The sequence below is a fragment of the Streptomyces sp. Y2F8-2 genome, from assembly GCF_014905555.1.
In the GTDB taxonomy this organism is placed as follows: domain Bacteria; phylum Actinomycetota; class Actinomycetes; order Streptomycetales; family Streptomycetaceae; genus Streptomyces; species Streptomyces cynarae.
Genome location: NZ_BNGS01000001.1, coordinates 1,148,886 through 1,169,794 on the forward strand (window position 1 = coordinate 1,148,886; position 20,909 = coordinate 1,169,794).

Here is a 20,909-nt window from a genome sequence, read left to right on the forward strand (position 1 = left end):
CCCGTCGAAGCGCTTCGACATCCCTCGTCGAAACGCTTCGATGAACCCTGTGTGAGGCTCCGATACCCATCCGACTCCCCGGAGGCACTGGATGTTGACAGCACGACGGCGTGTGGTGGCGGCGGCTGCGGTGGTCCTGTCCGGATCCCTGCTCCTGGCCTCCTGCGGTGGCTCGGACAGCGGCTCTTCCGACGGCAAGACGCTGAAACTGTGGCACTACGAGGGCCCGGACAGCGCGATGGGCGCCGCCTGGAACGAGGCCATCAAGGAGTTCGAGGCCAAGCACCCGGGTGTGAAGGTGAAGTTCGAGGAGAAGGGCTTCGAGCAGATCCAGAAGACCGCGCCCATGGTGCTCAACTCCTCCGACGCACCCGACATCATGGAGTACAACAAGGGCAACGCGACGGCGGGCCTGCTGTCCAAGCAGGGACTTCTCACCGATCTGACCGCCGAGGTCACCAAGCGCGGCTGGGACAAGAAGCTCAGCGCGGGCGTGAAGACCACGAGCCAGTACGACGCCAACGGCGTCATGGGCTCCGGCAAATGGTACGGAGTGCCCAATTACGCCGAGTACACCATGGTCTTCTACAACAAGGACCTGCTCAAGAAGTACGGGATCGCCGAGCCGAAGACGTTCGACGACCTGACCGCCGCGATGGACAAGTTCGTCGCCAAGGGCATCACCCCGCTCGCCAACTCCGGCGCCGAGTACATGGCCCAGCAGTACCTCTACCAACTCGCGCTGTCGAAGGCCGACCGCTCCTGGGTCGACAGTTACGAGCTGTACAAGGGCAAGACCGACTTCCACGACGCGGCCTGGACGTACGGCGCGACCACCTTCGCCGACTGGGTGAAGAAGGGCTACATCAGCAAGACGTCCAGCGGTACCAAGGCCGAGGACGCGGGTGTCGCCTTCATCCAGGGCAAGAACCCGATCCTGTTCAGCGGAAGCTGGTGGTACGGCCGCTTCAAGACGGAGAACAAGTTCGACTGGGGCACCATGCTCTGGCCCGGCTCCAACCTCACCCTCGGGTCCGGCGGCAACCTCTGGGTCGTGCCCAAGGGCGCCAAGAACAAGGACCTCGCCTACGACTTCATCGACATCACCATGTCGCCGAAGATCCAGAACCTGCTGGGCAACAAGGGCGGCGTCCCGCTCGCGGCCGACCCGAACGCCATCACCGACCCGCAGTCCAAGACCCTCATCGCGAACTTCAACACGCTCTCCCAGCGCGACGGCCTCGCCTTCTACCCCGACTGGCCCGTCCCCGGCTTCTACGACACCCTCGTCTCCGAGACGCAGAAGCTGATCACGGGCAGCGAGCAGCCGGACGCCTATCTCAGCGCGCTGCAGAAGGCGTACGACCAGGGCGCGCCGAAGCAATGACGATCACCGTCGAACGGGGCGCGCAGGCCGTCGGCGAGCGCCCGCACACCGGCCCCCGCCGCCCCCGCTCCCAGACCTCCTACGCGCTCTTCCTGCTCCCCGGCGTGCTCGCCTTCCTCGCCGTGATCATCGTCCCGTTCCTGATGAACACGGGCGTCAGCTTCACCGAGTGGAGCGGCATCGGCTCGCCGAAGTGGACCGGGCTCGACAACTACCGCCGACTGCTGGACGACAGCGAGTTCTGGGCGTCGTTCCGGCACAGCCTGTTCATGGTCGTCGCCATGGCGGTCGTCCCGACGATGATCGGACTGGTCCTCGCGGCCGCGCTGTTCGACTACATCGGCAAGCACTTCGGCAGCAAGCCGGCCGCCGTGCTGCGCGCCTGCTTCTACCTACCGCAGGTACTGCCGATCGCGGTGGCGGGCATCGTCTGGAGCTGGATCCTCGCCCCCGACAACGGCTCCCTGAACGCGCTGCTGAAGGCGGTCGGTCTCGGCTCCTGGCAGCAGGACTGGCTCGGCGACCCGGACATCGCCCTCTACAGCGTCATGGGGGTGATGGTGTGGGTGCAGCTCGGTTTCCCGCTGGTGGTCTTCATGGCGGGGCTCCAGCGCGTCGACCCGCAGTTGTACGAGGCGGCCGAACTGGACGGCGCCGGCTGGTGGCGCCGCTTCTGGCACATCACACTGCCGCAGATCAGGCCGGAGATCTATGTGGTGCTCACCTGGTGCACGGTCGCGGCGCTGAAGGTGTTCGGGGCGGTGTACGTGCTGACGAAGGGCGGCCCCGGCGGGGCGACCGACGTCCCGTCCTACTTCTCCTTCACCACCTTCTTCGAGAAGACGCAGGCCGGGTACGGCGCCGCGATCTCCACCGTCCTCACCGTGATCATCCTGCTCCTCGCCATGGTGGGCCTGAAGCTCCAGACCCGCGCCGAGGACGCCGAGGAAGGGGCCCGCGCATGACCGCCGTACGCACCGAGGTCCGCACGCGGCCCCGCACGGCCCTCAGCCGCTACCCCGTCCTCGTCGCCCTGTGCATCGCGGCCCTGTTCATGGTGCTGCCGTTCCTGATCGTCGCCGTCAACGCCGTGAAGTCCCCCGCCGAGTACTCCCAGCACGGCCCGCTGAGCCTGCCGAAGGGCCTGTACCTGGACGGTCTGAAGGACTTCTGGGAGCGCGTCGACTACGGCCGGAAGCTCCTCAACTCCGTCCTCATCAGCGGCTCGGTGGCCGTCCTGGCGGCGGTCCTGTCCGTGCTGAACGCGTACGCGATCGGCATCGGCCGCATCAAGGGACGCACCTGGGTGCTGGCCTTCTTCGTGCTCGCCAACGTGCTGCCGCAGGAGGCGCTGGTCTACCCGCTGTACTACCTGAGCAAGCAGGCCGGCCTCTACGACACCCGGCTGAGCGTGATCATCGTCTTCACGGTGATCCAGGCCGCCTTCGGCACCTATCTGCTCTCCTCGGTCCTCGGGCAGTTCCCGCGCGAGATCATCGAGGCCGCCCGGATCGACGGGGCGAACAAGTGGCAGGTGCTGTGGCGGATCGTGGTCCCGGTGAGCCGGCCCACGATCGGGGTGCTGCTCGTCTTCTTCTTCATCTGGACGTGGAACGAGTTCCTGCTGCCCCTGGTCATGCTGATCTCCAACGACAACCAGACGGTGTCGGTGGCGCTCGGCGTCCTGCAGGGCCAGCGCCTGATGGACGCCACGATGACCAACGCGGCCGCCCTGTTGGGCGTGTTGCCCGCCATCGTCTTCTTCCTCGTCTTCCAGCGGACTCTCACCCGCGGCATCGCCGTGGGTGCCGTCAAGTAGGGGGCACGCTTGAAGTTCACCGACGGCTACTGGCTGCTGCGCGAAGGCGTCACCGCAGCCCACCCGGTGCAGGTCCTGGACGTGACCACGCCCCCGGGAGCCCTGGAGATCCACGCCCCGACCCAGCCCATCCGCCACCGCGGCGACCTGCTGAAGGGACCGGTCGTGACGATCAGCGCGCACGCGCCGATGCCGGACGTCATCGGCCTCACCTTCACGCACTTCGAGGGCGAGCAGCCCCGGGGGCCGAGGTTCGAGATCCGGCATGACGAGGACTTCGTGCCGCACGCCGAGTACGACGAGGAGACCGCCACTCTCACCGCGGGTGCCCTGTCCGTCCGGGTCGCCCGCACCGGCCCCTGGCACGTCGACTTCCTCGCCCACGGCCGCACCCTCACCACCAGCGGCCCCAAGAACATGGGCATCATGCGCGACGCCTCCGGCGCCCACTACCTGCGCGAACAGCTGGGCCTCGGGGTCGGCACGTCGGTCTACGGCCTCGGTGAACGCTTCGGGCCGCTGGTGAAGAACGGCCAGGTCGTCGACATCTGGAACGCGGACGGCGGCACCGCCACCGAACAGGCCTACAAGAACGTCCCGTTCTTCCTGACGGACGCGGGCTTCGGCGTCTTCGTCGACCACCCGGGCAAGGTGTCCTTCGAGGTCGGCTCGGAGGCGGTGTCACGGGTCCAGTTCAGCGTGGAGAGCCAGCAGTTGACGTACTACGTCATCTACGGGCCGACCCCGAAGGACATCCTGCGCAAGTACACCGCCCTCACCGGCCGCCCGGCCCTGCCGCCCGCCTGGTCGTTCGGCCTGTGGCTGTCGACCTCCTTCACCACCTCCTACGACGAGGACACCGTCACCTCCTTCATCGACGGCATGAAGGAACGCGAACTGCCGCTGTCGGTCTTCCACTTCGACTGCTTCTGGATGCGCGAGTTCAACTGGTGCGACTTCCAGTGGGACCCGCGGGTCTTCCCCGACCCGGAGGGCATGCTGTCCCGCCTGAAGGAGCGCGGGCTGCGGGTGTGCGTGTGGATCAACCCCTACATCGCGCAGCGCTCCCCCCTCTTCGCGGAGGGCAAGGCCCTGGGCCATCTGCTGAAGAAGCCGGACGGCAGCGTGTGGCAGTGGGACCTGTGGCAGCCCGGGATGGCGCTGGTCGACTTCACCAGCCCGGACGCCCGCGACTGGTACGCCGCCAAGCTGGAGGCGCTGCTCGCCCAGGGCGTCGACTGCTTCAAGACCGACTTCGGGGAGCGCATCCCGGTCGACGTGGCCTACGCGGACGGCTCGGACCCGGAGCGGATGCACAACTACTACACGTACCTCTACAACCGGACCGTCTTCGAGGTGCTGCGCAAGCACCGCGGTGAGCAGGAGGCCGTGGTCTTCGCCCGCTCGGCGACCGCGGGCAGCCAGAAGTTCCCCGTGCACTGGGGCGGCGACTGCGAGGCCACGTACGAGTCGATGGCCGAGTCGCTGCGCGGCGGGCTCAGCCTCGGTCTGTCGGGCTTCGGGTTCTGGAGCCATGACATCGGCGGCTTCGAGGGCACGCCGACCCCGGCGCTGTTCAAGCGGTGGCTGGCCTTCGGGCTGCTGTCCTCGCACAGCCGGCTGCACGGCAGTTCCTCCTACCGGGTGCCGTGGCTGTTCGACGAGGAGTCCGTGGACGTGCTGCGGCACTTCACCCGGCTCAAGCTGCGCCTGATGCCGTATCTGTACGAGGCCGCGCGCACCGCCCAAGCCGAAGGCGTGCCGGTGATGCGGGCGATGGTGCTGGAGTTCCCGGACGACCCCGGCTGCGCGCACCTGGAACGGCAGTACATGCTCGGCCCGGACCTGCTGGTCGCGCCGGTCTTCAGCGACGAGGGGGACGTCTCCTACTACGTGCCCGAGGGCACGTGGACCGACTACCTGACCGGGAGGACGGTGACCGGGCCGCGCTGGGTGCGGGAGCGGCACGGGTTCTCCAGCGTTCCGCTGCTGGTCAGGCCGGGTGCGGTGATCCCGGTCGGCGCGGTGGAGGACCGCCCCGACTATCCGTACGCCGACGGGGTCACCCTGCGCGCGTTCCGGCTGGAGCAGGGCGCGCAGGTGACGGTGCCGGTCGGGGACGTGACCTTCACCGTCGTACGCGAGGGGAAGACGCTGCGGGCCTCCTGCAGTGATCCCCGGACGCCCTGGGCCCTGGCGAGCGGGAAGCGGACCGCCCGTGCGGCGGCGGGCACCGGGTTCCTCTCGCTGGAGCTGGAGTCGGAGTGATGGTTCCTCCCCCCACAGGAGCTGGACTGACATGGTGAAGATCACGGACGTGGCCCGGCACGCGGGGGTCTCCCCCAGCACCGTCTCCTACGCCCTCAGCGGCAAGCGCCCCATCTCCGAGGAGACCCGGCTGCGCATCGAGGAGGCCATCCGCGAGCTGGGCTACCGACCGCACGCCGGCGCCCGCGCGCTGGCCAGCAGCCGGTCCAACGTGCTGGCGCTGGTGATGCCGCTGCGCTCCGGGATCAACGTCCCGGTGGTCATGCAGTTCGCGGTGTCCGTCGTCACGGCCGCGCGCCGGCACGACCACGACGTGCTGCTGCTCACCCAGGAGGAGGGCGAGGACGGGCTGCGGCGCGTGGCGGACACGGCGCTGGTGGACGCGCTGATCGTGATGGACGTCCAGTTGCACGATCCGCGGCTGCCGCTGCTGCGGGCCCTGGACCGGCCGTCCGTACTGATCGGGTTCCCTGCCTCCGCACAGGGGCTGACCTGCATCGACCTCGACTTCATGGCGGCGGGCGAACTGTGCGTGGAGCACCTGGCGGGACTCGGGCACCGGGTGGTCGCGCTGGTCGGGTCGCCGCCGGAGGTGTACGTGCGGGGGACCGGGTTCGCGCAGCGGGTGGTGCAGGGGTTCACTGCGGCGGCCGACCGGCACCGGCTGGTGTCGTCGGTGCACCCCTGCGAGGCCGTGCCGGCCGCCGCGCGCGGGGTAGCCGAGCGGCTGCTGCGCGAGCAACCCGCGCTGACGGGGGTGGTCGTGCACAACGAGGCGGTGCTCGAGCCGCTGATCGACGCCTTCGAGTCGCTCGGCCTGCGCGTACCCGGCGATCTCTCCGTCACCGCGATCTGCCCGGAGGAGCAGGCCGCCGGCGCCCGGGTGCCGGTCACGTCCGTCGCCGTCCCGTCCGCCGAGGTGGGTGAGCGGGCGGTGGAGCTGCTGATGAAGAAGCTGGGCGGGTCGGCCGTTCCGGAAGCCACCCTGCTCGTCCCGCACCTCACGCTCCGCGCGAGCACCGCACCGCGCTCAGCACCCTGAATCCCGGAACGCGCGAAGCCGCGAAGCCCCGAGTCGACCGTATTCGTCCCGTTGCAAGGCCCTGACCGAAGGAGCCGTGGCATGCAAGGCACGCGAGGAAGACGCAGAACCACCCTGGCCGTGGCGCTCGCCCTGATCGCGGGGCTCGGCGCCACCGTCCCCGCCCAGGCCGACGACCCCGCCCACCCCTTCCGCAATCCGAACCTCCCGGTCGAGAAGCGCGTGGACGACCTCCTCTCCCGCCTCACCCTCGACGAGAAGATCTCCCTCCTCCACCAGTACGAACCCGCGATCCCCCGCCTCGGCATCCAGTCCTTCCGCACCGGCACCGAGGCCCTCCACGGCGTGGCCTGGCTCGGCAGGACGACGGTCTTCCCCCAGGCGATCGGGCTCGCCTCCACCTGGGACCCGTCGCTGATCCGCCAGGTCGGCTCGGCGGTCGGCGACGAGGCCCGCGGCTTCCAGCAGCAGCGCCCGGCCGGCTGGGGCCTCAACCTGTGGGCGCCCGTGGCCAACCTGCTGCGGGACCCGCGCTGGGGCCGCAACGAGGAGGGCTACTCCGAGGACCCGTACCTCACCGGCTCGATCTCCACGGCCTACGGCACGGGCCTGACGGGCGGCGACCCGAACCACCTGAAGACAGCACCCACGATCAAGCACTTCCTCGCCAACAACAACGAGGAGCACCGCGACACCACGTCCTCCGAACTTCGCCCGCGCGTGCTGAAGGAGTACGACGAGCAGGCGTTCAAGCCGGCGATCGAGGCGGACGCGGCGACGGGCGTCATGTCCTCGTACAACCTCGTCAACGGCCGCCCCAACACGGTGAACCCGGCCCTGAACGACCCCGTGCGCACGTGGACCTCGCAGGACCTGCTGAACGTCACGGACGCCTACGCGCCCGGCAACCTCGTCGGCAGCCAGAAGTACTACGGCACCCGGACCGAGGCGGACGCGGCGGCGCTGAAGGCGGGCATCGACAGCTTCACCGACAACGACACGGACTCGGGGCCGACGACGGCGGCGATCAAGTCGGCCCTGTCCTCCGGCGTGTTGAAGGAGTCGGACGTCGACACCGCCGCACGCCATGTCCTGAGCATCCGTGTCCGGCTCGGCGAGTTCGACCCGGGCGGCGGCAAGTACGGCTCCATCGACGCGTCCGTCATCGACAGCCCGGCCCACCGGGCGCTGGCGCGCAAGGCGGCGACCGAGGCGGCGGTGCTGCTGAAGAACGACGGCGCGCTGCCGCTGAGGAAGTCGGGGAGCGCGGCGGTGGTCGGCCCGCTCGCCGACACGCTCTACACGGACTGGTACTCGGGCAGTCTGCCGTACGCGGTGACGCCGAAGGACGGCATCGAGGCCAAGCTCGGCGCGTCCGTGGCGGGCAGCGAGGGCGTGGACCGGATCGCGCTCAAGGACACGGCGACCGGTAAATACGTGACCGCCGGTACGGGGGATGCGGGAGCGCCGCTGAAGGAGACGACGGAGAACGGCGCCGGTGCGCAGTTCGACGTGTTCGACTGGGGCTCGGGCGTCGTCACCCTCCGTTCGGCCGCGAACGGGAAGTACGTCGGCTACAACTGGTCGAACTTCGTCAACGACCAGACGCAGCCGAACGGCTGGTATGTGCAGCAGCAGTTCAAGCTGGAGCGGCAGGACGACGGGACGTATCTCCTGCGGTACGCGGGCTACGAGACCGGCGAGTCGTGGTGGTCGAACCCGGTGTACCTGGGCCCGGTGGACGCCGACGGCACGCTCGGCCTGGTGGCCAAGGACAAGGCCGCGCACTACGCGAAGGACGTGGTCCGCAGCGGCGTCGACGAGGCGGTCGCCGCGGTGAAGGGCAAGGACACGGCCGTGGTGGTGGTCGGCTCGATGCCGGCGATCAACGGGCGTGAGGCGCACGACCGTACGGACATGGGCCTGGCCCCGTCGCAGGAGGCGCTGGTCGAGGCGGTCCGCAAGGCCAACCCGAAGACGGTGGTCGTGGTCGAGAACAGCTACCCCACCACGCTGGGCGCGCTGCAGAAGGAGGTCCCGGCCCTGCTGTGGACCACGCACGCCGGCCAGGAGACGGGCAACGCGCTGGCCGACCTGCTGTACGGCGACGCCAACCCGGCCGGCCGCCTGACCCAGACGTGGTACCGCTCGGAGTCCGACCTGCCCTCGATCCTGGACTACGACATCATCAAGTCGAACCGGACGTACCTGTACTACAAGGGGCAGCCGCTCTACCCCTTCGGCTACGGACTGTCGTACACGACGTTCCGCTACGGCGGGCTGAAGCGGGTCTTGGACGGCTACGAGGTGACGGTCACCAACACGGGCCGCCGGGCCGGTGACGAGGTGGTCCAGCTGTACGTCCACCAGAGGGAATCCCGCGACAAGCAGCCGCTGAAGCAGCTGAAGGCGTACGAACGGGTGTCGCTGAAGCCGGGCGAGACGAAGACGGTGCGTCTGAAACTGCGGGATTCGGACCTGGCGCACTGGGACGTCACGCGCTCGAAGTGGGTCGTGGAGACGGGGACGTACGACGTGATGATCGGCGCGTCGTCGACGGACATCCGCACACGAACGTCACTGAAGGTACGAGGGGAGACGATCCCGCTCCGGGACCTCTCAGGGGTGACGCGGGCGGAGAACTTCGACGACTACAGCGCGGTCAGCCTGGTCGACGAGTCGAAGGCGAGCGGGACGGCGGTGTCGGCCACGGCGGACGGGGCGTGGCTGAAGTTCACGGACACGCGGCTGGGGTCGGGAGCTTCGACGCTGACGGCGCGGCTGGCGGGCGCGGCCGGAACACTGGAGGTCCGGCTGGGCTCACCGACGGGCCGACTGCTGGGCACGGCACACGTCGACGGGACGTCGTCGCCCTACACGTACGCCACGGTGACGGCTGCGCTGACAGGAGCGAGCGGCCGTGCGGATGTGTACCTGGTGCTGAGCAAGGGGCTTCGGCTTTCGACGTTCACGCTCCGCTGACGCACCGGACCGCGTACCGGCTCACCCGAGCCGGTACGCGGCACACCGGTTCACCCGGCGCCCGGATCCTCGAGGAACCGGAGCAGCACAGCGGCCTCCGCTCTCAGCTGCGCGGCTCGGTCGGCATGCCCAGGAGCGGTCAACTGGTCCGCGGCCTCCAGTCGCTCGGTTGCCTCGGCCCGCACGATGTCCGCCACGCTGCGCTCGCTCAGCTCACGGCGCTGTGCCTCCGCGACGCCGACGCCGACCGGCGACTCCTCAAGGGCTGTGCCGCGCAGCTCGGCTTCGCCCACCGGCACCGCCTCGGCATTGTCCAACGCGGCGAGCGTGGCGCGCAGGGCACTCACCGCGACTTTGTCGCGGGCGCGCATCGCTTCCGGGAGGGCTTGTCGCATGCGAAGACGTAAGGTCATGCCGCTGACCGTATGACCTGGCTCCTGGGCCGACAACGGCATATCCACGAGCGGGATCGCATGCGCACTGCCGTCCCCGCCACGGCAGGCGCGGCAGAGACCGCCGAGCAGGGCCTCCGGGCGGCCGGGGACACCGCAGTCGGTGCACTCCATGAGGGTGCGGGGCGTGCGGGACGGTGTGGTGGGGCGCTCGGGCGGCATCTTGTCGATCAGTCTGCGCTGGACGAACGCCCGGGGTGAGTACACCTGCTCGGGCAGGCCAGCGAGCAGGACCTGCGCGAGGTACTCCGGGGTCGTGCCGCGAGCCAGCCAGTCCTCGGCCAACTGTTCCAGGTCGGAGCAGTCGCCGGAGGACAGGGCGAGGCGGGGGTCGCGGAGACCGAGTCCGGCGAGAGCGGCGTAGGCGGCGCTGGGCCGACCCACCGTCTGCGGGTGCGACAGTTCCGGCTGGAGTGTTGCAGTGGGGGTGACCCCGGGTTCGGGGGTCCTCTGGGGCACCGGGTCACCGTCGAGGAACCGGGCCCACCATGCGTCGTCACGTGCGGTGCGTGACCAGTAGGTGTGGAAGACCCAGCGTGTGCCGGTGGCGGCGTCCCCTTCGCCGCCGGGCTCGACCCGACGGCGCACGCGGCGCAGGTGCCCGGCCTTGCTGAGCTCGTTGAGCGCGGATCGGACGGCCTGTTGCCCGTAGAGGGGCTGAGACTTGGCGATGGTCTTGGCGTCCATGGCCGCGTTCACGGGGAGCCGGTCGAGGAGACTCGCGAGGTACGCCTCACGGGCCGGGAGGTGATCGAAGTCCCCGGCTCGGGACGGCAACTGGTCGGGCGCGGACCGCTTGCCGTAGCCGGGCTTGGCCATGGGATGCGCTGCGGGCGCGCGCAGGGCAGCGCTAGAGTTTTCGTAAGCCACGAGATCGCCCTCTATCGATCTTGGGGTGAGACCCCGGCGGGTGTTGGTAGCACCCGGCCGGGGTTGTTTGTTGCTGCGCACGCTAGAGGGTGGCGACAGCGAGTCGCAACCTGCTCACGAAAAGTGACACGGCCTGGTATGGGTGGGTGGGTGAGCCTTACCGCCCATTCCTTGGAAAAGGGGCTCGGACCCCGAGACCCGAAGCCCGGGGCTCAGGCCTCGCGGGCGGCGTAGTCGAGGAACGCGTTCCAGACGTCGGCGGGCACCGCGAAGCGGGGGCTTCGAGCTCCGAGCTTCGAGTCACGGACGTGGACGGTACGGCGGAACTCTTCGGAGGAATGGGCGACTTCGAGGCATTCGCCACCGCCACTGTTGCTGTAGCTGGACTTGAACCAGGTCAACTCAGTGCTCACAGCTCCTCCGCCAACTTCAAGATGAACCGGGCCGACTCCTCAGGACTGAGAGCCTGCCGGAGGATCATGGCATGCCGCTGAACGATGGCGCTGACCTTATCGGGGTCGGCGTAAAGCCTCCCTGTCTCATGCCCTTCTTCGTAGACCAGCAGCTCATGTTCGGCGGTTTCCAGTAACACAAAGGGGCCGTCCACCCCCGGTCCGGCGCCGACGAACGGTAGTGCCTGGATGGTCACGTTACGCGCTTCGCCAGCTGCAACCAGGCGGAGCAGTTGCCGCCTGTGCGGCTCGGCGCCTCCAACCGGGTTGCGCAACGCGGCCTCACCGATCAGCCCTGGTTCGCTTGTCCAGCAGCACCTGCCGTCCCAGTCGGCCCGCGACTCGTTCCTCCATCGTCTCGTCGTCAAGCGGGGGCAGGTATGCGTTGAGCAACGCCCGGACGGTCTCCTCGGTTTGGAGCAGGCCAGGGATGTGCAAGGGCTGATAGGAGCCCACCGAGATCGCCTCGGACTCGTACCGCACGTAATCCTCGGCGTACGAGAGGAACCTCTCCGGCTTCAGGTACTCGTGGGCAGCGACCAGCTTCCCCCGCGCCCCGCACATCTGATCCGCAACCTGCAACAACCGCAGCGTCGGCCGCCGCCTCCCGCACTCCATGGACTTGACGTACTCGTAGTCGTAGCCGGCCTCTTCGGCGAGCGCCTGGCGGCTGATCCCGGCTTCCTCCCGCCACAACTTGACCTGCCCACCGCAGTACCGCCAGTTCTGCTGCGCCTGCTGGGACTCCCCCGAAGCCACGACACCCCCACCGGTCTCCCGCCGACACACCGTGTACAGCCACGCGGTGTACCCACTCCGCCACTCCCGGAGGCTACGCGTCAACCACCAGCCTGGCCTGGCGAACTGACGGCGCATCACACGCAAGGGACCCCCTACCGCATGTCTGGCTCCCCCTCCGCAGTACCGAAGGACATCGAATGGCGCCTCCCCCGCCACGCACGCAGCGTCAGCCGGGCCCGTACCCTCCTCCGCGAACAGGCCACCTCCTGGAAGCTCCCCGACGAGGTGACGGAAACGGCCGTACTCCTGCTCAGCGAGCTGATGACGAACGCGTACCGCCACGCGAAGGTCCCCGCGGGCCGCGAGATCCGGGCCCGCTGCGTCCTGAAGGCGAACCGCCTCCACATCTCGGTGACGGACGCGAACGACACCCTGCCCACACCCCGCGACGCGTCACCGGACGACGAGTCCGGCCGGGGCCTGGCCCTGGTGGCGTCACTGGCGGACGCCTGGGGCGCAGAACCCCGCCCCGGCGGTATCGGCAAGACGGTCTGGTTCGAACTCCCGGCTCAGCCGAGCCCCCACGCCCGCCCGAGCCGGTAGGCGGCGCACAGGTTCACGTCGAGGAAGTAGGAGCCGACCGCCCCGCACTGCTCGCTCCCGGTCCCGGGGTCGACGGGCTGGCCGTGCCCCATGCCGGTGATGCTGTACGTCTCCACGACGGTGTTCCCGGCCGGGTCCCGGAAGACCTGGTGGGGATACCCGGCGACGGTGTCGCTGACGTCGGCCGTCTGGTCGGCGCCGTGCACATCGGTCCACTGCTTCATCAGATCGTTCATGTTGACGGGCTTCACGGTGTAGTCGGCCGTCCCCTGGAAGACCGTGAGCGTCGGCCAGGGTCCGCCGTACCCCGGGCGGGCGGCCCGCACCCGGTCGCCCCACTGCTTGGGGGTCTGGGTGGCCCCGACGTACATGCAGACGTACGGCGACCCGGCGGCCTGCGCGCATCCGTACGGCAGCCCCGCGACGATCCCGCCCGCGGCGAACTTCTCCGGGTACGTCGCCATCATCACGGCGGTCATGCCGCCGCCCGCCGACAGCCCGGTGACGTACACGCGCCCGGCGTCACCGGAGACGTCGGCGAGCTGCCGGTCGACCATCTGCGCGATCGACGCGGCCTCGCCCTGGCCGCGCTCGATGTCACCGCTCTGGAACCAGTCGAAGCAGTTCGAGGGGTTGTTGCTGCTCTGCTGCTGCGGCAGGACCACGGAGAACCCCCACCGGTCGGCGAGCTGGATCCACCCACTGCCGGTGCCGTACCCGGCGGCGTCCTGGGTGCACCCGTGCAACGCGACGACGACGGGCCGCCCGGCGGGAAGCCCACCCGGGACATACCGGAACATGCGCAGCGCACCGGGGTTCGACCCGAATCCGGTGACCTCCACGAGGGAGGCCGCCGAGGCTGTGCCCGGTGTGAGGAAGGCGGCGAGGAGGGCGACCAGAAGACTCGCCAGGACGAAGAAGCGACGTGCGGCTCTGGTGTGCGTCATGCCGGGACCGTAGGAACGGAGACGACCCGCCGATATGGGATGGGACACCACAACAGGCGCACCGCTTGTGTGCGGACGTTCTGCTCGTCAGTCGTGCGAAACCAGGTACTCCACCTGGGTGACGTGGTATTCGCCGTACCCGAACCGCCGGCCGATTGCCTCTACAGTTGCCGGTCGCCCCGCCAGGTGACCGACGTCGGCGCGGCCAGACTTCACCGTGCGGTGACGCTCATCCCGCGTTGGCCAGAACGCGTCACCCGCATCCGCGCACGGCAAAGGCCCCGCCGCTCGAAAGCGACGGGGCCTCGCCCACATGGGGTTCAGGAGGCCGGGGCCTCCCGATCGTGGAGATGGCGGGAATCGAACCCGCGTCCAACGGTGAAGAATCAGGGCTTCTCCGTGTGCAGTCCGCTGTGCTTTTCTCGGCCCCGGAGATCACGCGGACAAGTCTCCGACGGGCTCAGTCACTGTGTGGTTTCCCTCTTCACCCCGTGACCGGGATCGAGGTTTAGTTCCCTAGCTGATGCCAGGATCCGGGTCGGGAACATCCCCGGGCTGACACTCCCTTAGTAGGGCAGCTGAGGCTCGCTACCTGATCAGGCAGCGAGGGCCAGCTGGCCCTGGGAGAGATCGCGCTTGGAATTGGCGATTATTTTTTTCGGCCTGTGGTTTACGAGATCATGGCCGCTTCCTCGACACGCTTCCCCTGCTTCGACAGCCGCTGTCGAAACCGATCATCCCCATGTTGATTTTTCAATCGGCGCCCCTCGCCAGGAGGGACTCGCACCGACCGAGCGGTGCGATGCCATCGTACGGGATCAACGCATCCCGTCGCCAGCGTATTCCCGGCGGTCACCCCGCCGTGGTACCCGGTTCAACACCAACGGGTGCCCGGTTCTTCCCGGCTCACGCCGGTGTCCCCGCTCGGCGCCGCTGTTCCCGCTCACGCCCGCTGCCGGCGGCGCACCGCCGACATCGCCCGCTCCGCCTCGCGGCGGTCCTGCTTCTCGCGGAGCGTCTGCCGCTTGTCGTACTCCTTCTTGCCCTTCGCCAGCGCGATCTCGATCTTGGCGCGGCCGTCCTTGAAGTACAGGGACAGGGGCACGATCGTGTGACCCGTCTCCTGCGCCTTGGACTCCAGCTTGTCGATCTCGTCGCGGTGCAGCAGCAGCTTCCGCTTGCGGCGGGCGCTGTGGTTGGTCCAGGTGCCCTGGCTGTACTCCGGCACGTGCACGTTGTACAGCCACGCCTCGTGCCCGTCGAGCTGCACGAAGCCGTCGACCAGCGACGCCCGCCCCTGGCGCAGCGACTTCACCTCGGTGCCCATGAGGACGAGACCGGCCTCGTAGGTGTCGAGGATGTGGTAGTCGTGCCGCGCCTTCTTGTTCTGCGCGATCAGCTTGCGCCCTTTTTCCTTAGCCATAGTGCCGTCCATTTTCGCACTACAGGGGGGTGTGCGGGGAAGTCGATTACATGGCGTCGCGGCCCGTGGCTACGAGGCGTCGCCCAGGCCGCCGAGCACCGTCTCGGCCCGCTGGAGCGCCCCGTCGTCGGCCTCCAGGTCGGGGGTGATGCCGCGGCCGTCGACACTGCGGCCCGCGGGGGTGCGGTAGTGGCCGACGGTCAGCTCGGCGACGGAGCCGTCAGGAAGGCGCCTCGGCATCTGGATGGAGCCCTTGCCGAAGGTGCGGGTGCCCACCACCACGGCCCGGCCGCGGTCCTGGAGGGCACCGGTGAGCAGTTCGGCCGCGCTCATGGTGCCGCCGTCGACGAGCGCGACCAGGGGTCTGGTGGTGTCGCCGCCGGGCTCGGCGTGCAGGACGCGCTGGTCACCGTCGACGTCGTAGGTGCCCACCAGCCCGCCGTCGAGGAAGGCGGACGCGGCGGTGACGGCCTCGGCGACGAATCCCCCGGAGTTGCCGCGCAGGTCGAGCACGATTCCGCCGCCCTTGGGCGCCCGGTCGACGGCGTCCCGTACGCGGTCCCCGGAGCCCTTGGTGAACGCGGTGACCTTGATCAGGGTGATGCCCCGGGCGAGCCGGCGCACGGTCACCGAGTCCGTGGACAGCCGGGCCCGGCGCAGCAGCTCGCTCCAGGTGTGCGTGCCGCGCTGCAGTCCGAGCCGCACCCGGGAGCCGGCCCCCGCGTCGTCGGCGTCGCCGCGCAGCAGGGAGACGACCTCGGTGACGGGCCTGCCGGTGACGTCCTCGCCGTCCACACGGCGCAGCAGGTCGCCCTTGCGGATCCCGGCGCGGGCCGCGGGCGAGCCGGGCTGCACCCGGGTCACCTCGATCCGCCCGTCGCTCTCCCGCCGGGCCGACAGCCCCACGCCGGTGTACTGGCCGTCGAGGGCCTCCTCCAGCTCCTCGTACTCGCCCTGGGAGTAGACGGCGCTCCACCGGTCGCCGCTGCGGCTGACCGCGCGCTCGGCGGCCTCCATCGGGGACTTGCCGTCGGCCATCGCCCGCTCGGCGGCCTCGGTGACGTCGTCGTGGCCGGCCGGGACCACCGACCCCGTGGAGGGCTGTTTCGCGTCGCTTCCGCCGAACGAGCCGGTCGCGGCGCCGGCGACGAGGACGCTCGCGAAGACCAACGTCAGGGCCGCCCCGTGGCGGATGCGACGGGGCTGACAGAACAGGTCACGGCCTGACATGCCGGTGAGTCTAGGACAACGCAAGGGGGCGTACGGGCGGTTGCCCGTACGCCCCCATTGGCATGCGTCACACCTTGAGGTACTTGCGCAACGCGAAGAACGCGGCCAGCGCGGGCATCAGCAGGCTCGTGGCGAGTATCAGCGGCAGCTTGGTCAGGACGGCGTCCCAGCCGATGAAGTTGATCAGGTTGAGCTTGTGGGACAGGTCCAGGCCGTGGTCGATGATGAAGTACCGCGCGATCAGCAGGAATCCGCAGGCGACCGTGCCGCCGATGAGCCCGGCGACCGCGGCCTCCATGATGAACGGCGCCTGGATGTAGAAGCCGGAGGCGCCGACCAGCCGCATGATGCCGGTCTCCCGGCGACGGCTGAAGGCGGAGACGCGCACCGTGTTGACGATCAGCATCAGCGCGACGACCAGCATCATCGCCATGACCGCGCGCGCGGCCCAGTTCATGCCGTTGAGCAGGCCGAAGAGGTTGTCCAGGATGCCCTTCTGGTCCTGCACCGACTGCACGCCGTCGCGGCCGTTGAAGGCGGACGCGATGACCTGGTACTGCTCCGGGTTCTTCAGCTTGATGCGGTACGACTCCTGCATCTGGTCCGGGGTGAGCGAACTGGCCAGCGGGGAGTCGCCGAACTGCTCCTTGTAGTGCTTGTAGGCCTCGTCCTGGGACTCGTAGGTGACCTTCTCGACGACCGACATCTTCTTCAGGTCGGAGAGGATCTGGTCCTTCTGCTCCTGGGTGACCGCGCCCTTGGAGCAGTTGGGGTCGGACTCCGCGTCGCTCTTGTTGCACAGGAAGATCGAGACGTTGACCTTGTCGTACCAGTAGCCCTTCATCTGGTTGACCTGATCGCTCATCAGCAGCGAGCCGCCGAACAGCGCCAGGGAGAGGGCGACCGAGACGATCACCGCGAAGGTCATCGTCAGATTGCGGCGGAGACCGACACCGATCTCCGACAGAACGAACTGCGCGCGCATGGCGTCTGCTCAAGCCTTTCCGTGGAACTCAGTGCTGGTAGCCGTAGACGCCGCGCGCCTGGTCGCGGACGAGGCGGCCCTTCTCCAGCTCGATGACGCGCTTGCGCATCTGGTCCACGATGTTCTGGTCGTGGGTCGCCATCACCACGGTCGTGCCCGTCCGGTTGATCCGGTCGAGCAGCTTCATGATGCCGACGGAGGTCTGCGGGTCGAGGTTGCCGGTGGGCTCGTCGGCGATCAGCAGCTTGGGCCGGTTGACGAAGGCCCGCGCGATGGCCACGCGCTGCTGCTCACCGCCGGAGAGCTCGCCGGGCATCCGGTCCTCCTTGCCGCCGAGCCCGACGAGGTCGAGCACCTGGGGCACGGACTTGCGGATCTCGCCGCGCGACTTGCCGATGACCTCCTGCGCGAAGGCCACGTTCTCGGCGACCGTCTTGTTGGGCAGGAGGCGGAAGTCCTGGAAGACCGTCCCCAGCTGGCGGCGCATCTGCGGCACCTTCCAGTTGGAGAGGCGGGCGAGGTCCTTGCCCAGGACGTGCACCTGCCCGGTGCTGCACCGCTCCTCGCGGAGGATGAGCCGCAGGAAGGTGGACTTTCCGGAGCCGGAGGACCCCACGAGGAAGACGAACTCGCCCTTCTCCACCTCCAGGGAGACATCCCTGAGTGCGGGGCGGGTCTGCTTGGGGTAGACCTTGGAGACGTTGTCGAATCGGATCACGGATGCACCACGGGCCGTCGGGGGTATGTGAGCGTGACCATACGCGAACCGAGTACAGGAGTGCAGTCGCCGGTCGTGGTTACGGGAGAGTTGCGCGTTTTGTCATAGCCCCGTGGGGTACGGGGGCGCGCTGTGATGCCCTCGACGACCACAGGACTGGCGGAGCCCGCGCAGTGGCTCCCGGAACCTGGCACAGTGGAGTGGGAACTGTCGCGTTCCCGAAAGCGTTGTGTACCTGTAAGCGGCACGAGGAGGGCGAGGCGCATGACGTACGACCGATTGGTGTGCGCGAACTGCGCGGCGCCCGTCAGCGAGGGCCGCTGTCCCGTGTGCCGCGCCAGCCGGGAGCGCCTTCAGCAGGAGAATCCCTGGTCGGGGCTGACACCGGCGGCGCTGATCGCCCTGGTGGCCGTGCTGATCGCGGCGGTGGCGCTGCTGGCACACCAGACGGCGTAGCGGAGCGGGGAAAAGACGGTGTACGGGAAGGGCCCGGGGCGATGCCGCCCCGGGCCCTTCTCCTGCAGTTCTCACACCTGCGGGTGAGGCTGTGCGCCCCTGACTCAGGCTGCGGCTCCGCCGCGGCCGTCGATCAGGCGCGGCATCACCCGGAAGCCGATACCGCCGGCGATCATCGTGGCGGCGCCGACCAGCAGGAACGCGGTCTGGCCGGCACCCGTCTCGGCCAGCTGCTTGCCGCTGCCCTGGGCGGAGGCGTCGGTGGTGCCGCTGTCGGAGCCCGTGTCGGTCAGGACCGAGGAGCCCTGACCCTGCTGGACGGGGCTGTTGCCGCCGCCGTCGGGGTTGGTGTTGTCGCCGCCACCGTTGTTGCCGTGGCCGTTCCCGTTGCCGTTGCCGTTTCCGTTGCCGCCGCCGTGGCCGTTGGAGGGGGGCGCCTCCGTCGGCTCGGTCGGGTTCCCGGTGGGCTGCTGCGGGTCGGTCGGCTCACCCGGGGTGGTGGGCGGGGTCACCGGAGGAGTGGTGGGCGGGGTCTCCGGGTCGGTGGGCGGGGTCACCGGAGGGGTGGTGGGCGGGGTCGCCGGGGCGGTCGGGATACCGGTCGGGGCGTCGTTGACGCTCACGCCGGCACCGATGCCGTTCTGGTCGACGCTCGCGCCGATCTTGATGTCGAGCGCCGAAGCGGCACCCGCGGCGGTCAGCGAAGCACCGGCTGCGATCACCGCACCGGCTGCTATCCGCGCCACCCGGATCCGCGTCTTCTTGGTCATCAGGCTGCTACCCCCAGTAGCTGATCGTCATTGGAGCAGCGTCCGGGGCGACGGCACTCGGGGGCGACTGTGCTTTGCAGCGAGCCCCCGGTTCACATGCGCCCCAGAGATACGCATGCCGCGCTTTACCCTTCCGAGTTTTCACAGCAACGTCAAGGTCGTTGCGGGCGCCATGTCCGATAACGCGTCTTTTACGGGAGAAGCAGGACTGTGAGTGTGATGTAAAACCCAGACATCCGGAGACAGACAAGGCAACTGCCCCTGAGCGAGGGGCAGTTGCCTTGTCGACAAAACGCTGTTTTCGCGGCCGGCTTTTCCGGCGGCGTCGGGCCGAGCGCGGCCGGTTTACTTCTCCTGCTGCTTGCGCCAGCGAATTCCGGCTTCGATGAAGCCGTCGATCTCGCCGTTGAAGACGGCCTCGGGGTTGCCGACCTCGTACTCGGTGCGCAGGTCCTTGACCATCTGGTACGGGTGCAGGACGTACGAACGCATCTGGTTGCCCCAGGAGTTGCCGCCGTCGCCCTTGAGGGCGTCCATCTTGGCCTGCTCCTCCTGGCGTCGTCGCTCGAGGAGCTTGGCCTGCAGGACGTTCATGGCGGTGGCCCGGTTCTGGATCTGGGACCGCTCGTTCTGGCAGGTGACGACGATGCCGGTGGGCAGGTGCGTGATGCGGACCGCCGAGTCCGTCGTGTTCACGCCCTGGCCGCCGGGCCCGGAGGAACGGAAGACGTCGACCCGGATCTCGGACTCGTCGATCTCGACGTGGTCGGACTGCTCCACGACCGGGAGGACCTCGACGCCGGCGAAGGAGGTCTGGCGCCGCCCCTGGTTGTCGTAGGGCGAGATGCGGACGAGCCGGTGGGTGCCCTGCTCGACGGAGAGGGTGCCGTAGGCGTACGGCGCCTGGACGGCGAGGGTCGTGGACTTGATGCCCGCCTCTTCGGCGTACGACGTCTCGTAGACCTCCGTCTTGTAGCCGTGCCGCTCGGCCCAGCGCAGGTACATGCGCTGGAGCTTCTCGGCGAAGTCGGCCGCGTCGACGCCGCCGGCCTCGGCGCGGATGTTGACGAGCGCCTCGCGGGCGTCGTACTCGCCGCTGAGGAGGGTCCGCACCTCCATCTCGTCCAGCGCCTTCTTGACCGCGGCGAGCTCGGCCTCGGCCTCGACGCGGGTGTCCGGGTCGTCCTCGGCCTCGGCGAGCTCGAAGAGCACACCGAGGTCGTCGATCCGGCCGCGCAGGGCCTCAGCCTTGCGCACCTCGGCCTGGAGGTGGGAGAGCCTGCTGGTGATTTTCTGCGCCTCGTCCGGGTTGTCCCAGAGGGACGGCGCGGCCGCCTGCTCCTCGAGCACGGCGATGTCTGCCCTCATCTTGTCGAGGTCCAGAACGGCCTCGATCGACTCCATGGTCGAGGAGAGGGACTTGAGCTCTTCGGATACATCGACGACTGCCACGCATCCAGCGTAACGGCTCCGCCAGGCGTGCCATGCCGGTGACCGCGCGGTTACCGGGCGCCCGACACCGGGTGCGGCCCCCGGGGGCTCCGCCCCGGACCCCGATCGGCCTGACGGCCGGGGTCCAGGGCCCGATCGGCCTGACCGCCGGGGTCCAGGCCCGATCGGCCTGACGGCCGGGGTCCGGGGGCCCCGGCCGGCCTGACGGCCGGCGACGCAGTCGCACCGCGGTGGCATCGGCGGATGCGCGCGTGCGGGCCGTCCGTGGCCGGTCGCGCAGTTCCCCGCGCCCCTTCAAAGACGCAGCCACCG

General features: G+C 69.1%; 19 protein-coding genes and 1 other RNA gene. 8 read left to right on the top strand and 12 right to left on the bottom strand.

The window, feature by feature from the left end; genetic code table 11:
* The first annotated feature begins 91 nt into the window (after nucleotides 1-91).
* From SY2F82_RS05180 to SY2F82_RS05205, 6 genes are all read left to right on the top strand, one after another.
* Nucleotides 92-1,387, top strand: coding sequence for an ABC transporter substrate-binding protein (locus tag SY2F82_RS05180; protein ID WP_200417692.1), 1,296 nt, complete (start codon nucleotides 92-94; stop codon nucleotides 1,385-1,387).
* The gene (locus SY2F82_RS05185) at nucleotides 1,384-2,352 is read left to right on the top strand and encodes a carbohydrate ABC transporter permease (protein WP_200417693.1); all 969 of its coding nucleotides are present in this window, start codon (nucleotides 1,384-1,386) and stop codon (nucleotides 2,350-2,352) included. The genes SY2F82_RS05180 and SY2F82_RS05185 overlap by 4 nt, the downstream gene beginning before the upstream one ends.
* Nucleotides 2,349-3,206: a carbohydrate ABC transporter permease gene (locus SY2F82_RS05190; protein ID WP_200417694.1), complete on the top strand. Its 858-nt coding sequence runs from the start codon at nucleotides 2,349-2,351 to the stop codon at nucleotides 3,204-3,206. The genes SY2F82_RS05185 and SY2F82_RS05190 overlap by 4 nt, the downstream gene beginning before the upstream one ends.
* 9 nt (nucleotides 3,207-3,215) lie before the next feature.
* On the top strand, nucleotides 3,216-5,474 hold the full coding sequence (gene yicI, locus SY2F82_RS05195) for an alpha-xylosidase (protein ID WP_200417695.1): 2,259 nt from the start codon (nucleotides 3,216-3,218) through the stop codon (nucleotides 5,472-5,474).
* 31 nt (nucleotides 5,475-5,505) lie between these two features.
* A complete protein-coding gene (locus SY2F82_RS05200; protein WP_200417696.1) occupies nucleotides 5,506-6,516 on the top strand; it encodes a LacI family DNA-binding transcriptional regulator in 1,011 nt (336 codons plus the stop codon).
* A gap of 81 nt (nucleotides 6,517-6,597) precedes the next feature.
* The gene (locus tag SY2F82_RS05205; protein ID WP_200417697.1) at nucleotides 6,598-9,498 is read left to right on the top strand and encodes a glycoside hydrolase family 3 protein; all 2,901 of its coding nucleotides are present in this window, start codon (nucleotides 6,598-6,600) and stop codon (nucleotides 9,496-9,498) included.
* 50 nt (nucleotides 9,499-9,548) lie between these two features.
* Here SY2F82_RS05205 and SY2F82_RS05210 read toward each other — a convergent pair whose 3' ends face one another.
* The 4 genes from SY2F82_RS05210 to SY2F82_RS39655 form a co-directional block, all read right to left on the bottom strand.
* Nucleotides 9,549-10,769 carry a hypothetical protein gene (locus SY2F82_RS05210; RefSeq protein ID WP_200417698.1) on the bottom strand — a complete coding sequence of 407 codons (1,221 nt, stop codon included), beginning with the start codon at nucleotides 10,767-10,769 and terminating at the stop codon, nucleotides 9,549-9,551.
* Nucleotides 10,770-11,032: 263 nt separating this feature from the next.
* The gene (locus SY2F82_RS05215) at nucleotides 11,033-11,233 is read right to left on the bottom strand and encodes a DUF397 domain-containing protein (protein WP_200417699.1); all 201 of its coding nucleotides are present in this window, start codon (nucleotides 11,231-11,233) and stop codon (nucleotides 11,033-11,035) included.
* A complete protein-coding gene (locus tag SY2F82_RS39650) occupies nucleotides 11,230-11,640 on the bottom strand; it encodes a Scr1 family TA system antitoxin-like transcriptional regulator (protein WP_308437745.1) in 411 nt (136 codons plus the stop codon). The genes SY2F82_RS05215 and SY2F82_RS39650 overlap by 4 nt, the downstream gene beginning before the upstream one ends.
* Nucleotides 11,555-12,031, bottom strand: a complete 477-nt coding sequence (locus SY2F82_RS39655; RefSeq protein ID WP_308437746.1) for a Scr1 family TA system antitoxin-like transcriptional regulator — start codon at nucleotides 12,029-12,031, stop codon at nucleotides 11,555-11,557. The genes SY2F82_RS39650 and SY2F82_RS39655 overlap by 86 nt, the downstream gene beginning before the upstream one ends.
* A gap of 141 nt (nucleotides 12,032-12,172) precedes the next feature.
* Here SY2F82_RS39655 and SY2F82_RS05225 point away from each other — a divergent pair, with 141 nt between their 5' ends.
* Nucleotides 12,173-12,616, top strand: a complete 444-nt coding sequence (locus SY2F82_RS05225) for an ATP-binding protein (protein ID WP_200417700.1) — start codon at nucleotides 12,173-12,175, stop codon at nucleotides 12,614-12,616.
* On the opposite strand, the gene SY2F82_RS05230 is transcribed toward SY2F82_RS05225, so the two are convergent.
* From SY2F82_RS05230 to ftsE, 6 genes are all read right to left on the bottom strand, one after another.
* Nucleotides 12,583-13,563: a PHB depolymerase family esterase gene (locus tag SY2F82_RS05230; protein WP_200417701.1), complete on the bottom strand. Its 981-nt coding sequence runs from the start codon at nucleotides 13,561-13,563 to the stop codon at nucleotides 12,583-12,585. The genes SY2F82_RS05225 and SY2F82_RS05230 overlap by 34 nt on opposite strands.
* Before the next feature lie 342 nt (nucleotides 13,564-13,905).
* Nucleotides 13,906-14,305: a transfer-messenger RNA gene (gene ssrA / locus SY2F82_RS05235) on the bottom strand.
* A 201-nt stretch (nucleotides 14,306-14,506) separates the two neighbouring features.
* Nucleotides 14,507-14,986, bottom strand: a complete 480-nt coding sequence (gene smpB / locus SY2F82_RS05240) for an SsrA-binding protein SmpB (protein ID WP_200417702.1) — start codon at nucleotides 14,984-14,986, stop codon at nucleotides 14,507-14,509.
* 69 nt (nucleotides 14,987-15,055) lie between these two features.
* Nucleotides 15,056-16,216 carry a S41 family peptidase gene (locus SY2F82_RS05245; RefSeq protein ID WP_200417703.1) on the bottom strand — a complete coding sequence of 387 codons (1,161 nt, stop codon included), beginning with the start codon at nucleotides 16,214-16,216 and terminating at the stop codon, nucleotides 15,056-15,058.
* Between the two features lie 67 nt (nucleotides 16,217-16,283).
* Entirely contained in the window at nucleotides 16,284-17,201 is a 918-nt protein-coding gene (gene ftsX, locus SY2F82_RS05250) for a permease-like cell division protein FtsX (protein WP_200417704.1), read from the bottom strand.
* Between the two features lie 28 nt (nucleotides 17,202-17,229).
* Nucleotides 17,230-17,919 carry a cell division ATP-binding protein FtsE gene (ftsE, locus tag SY2F82_RS05255; RefSeq protein WP_103841080.1) on the bottom strand — a complete coding sequence of 230 codons (690 nt, stop codon included), beginning with the start codon at nucleotides 17,917-17,919 and terminating at the stop codon, nucleotides 17,230-17,232.
* Between the two features lie 264 nt (nucleotides 17,920-18,183).
* Here ftsE and SY2F82_RS05260 point away from each other — a divergent pair, with 264 nt between their 5' ends.
* Nucleotides 18,184-18,375: a hypothetical protein gene (locus SY2F82_RS05260; protein WP_200417705.1), complete on the top strand. Its 192-nt coding sequence runs from the start codon at nucleotides 18,184-18,186 to the stop codon at nucleotides 18,373-18,375.
* A gap of 104 nt (nucleotides 18,376-18,479) precedes the next feature.
* Here SY2F82_RS05260 and SY2F82_RS05265 read toward each other — a convergent pair whose 3' ends face one another.
* A complete protein-coding gene (locus SY2F82_RS05265; RefSeq protein WP_200417706.1) occupies nucleotides 18,480-19,145 on the bottom strand; it encodes a hypothetical protein in 666 nt (221 codons plus the stop codon).
* A 345-nt stretch (nucleotides 19,146-19,490) separates the two neighbouring features.
* Complete coding sequence (gene prfB / locus SY2F82_RS05270) at nucleotides 19,491-20,597, bottom strand: peptide chain release factor 2 (protein WP_103841086.1); 1,107 nt, start codon at nucleotides 20,595-20,597, stop codon at nucleotides 19,491-19,493.
* Between the last annotated feature and the right edge of the window lie 312 nt (nucleotides 20,598-20,909).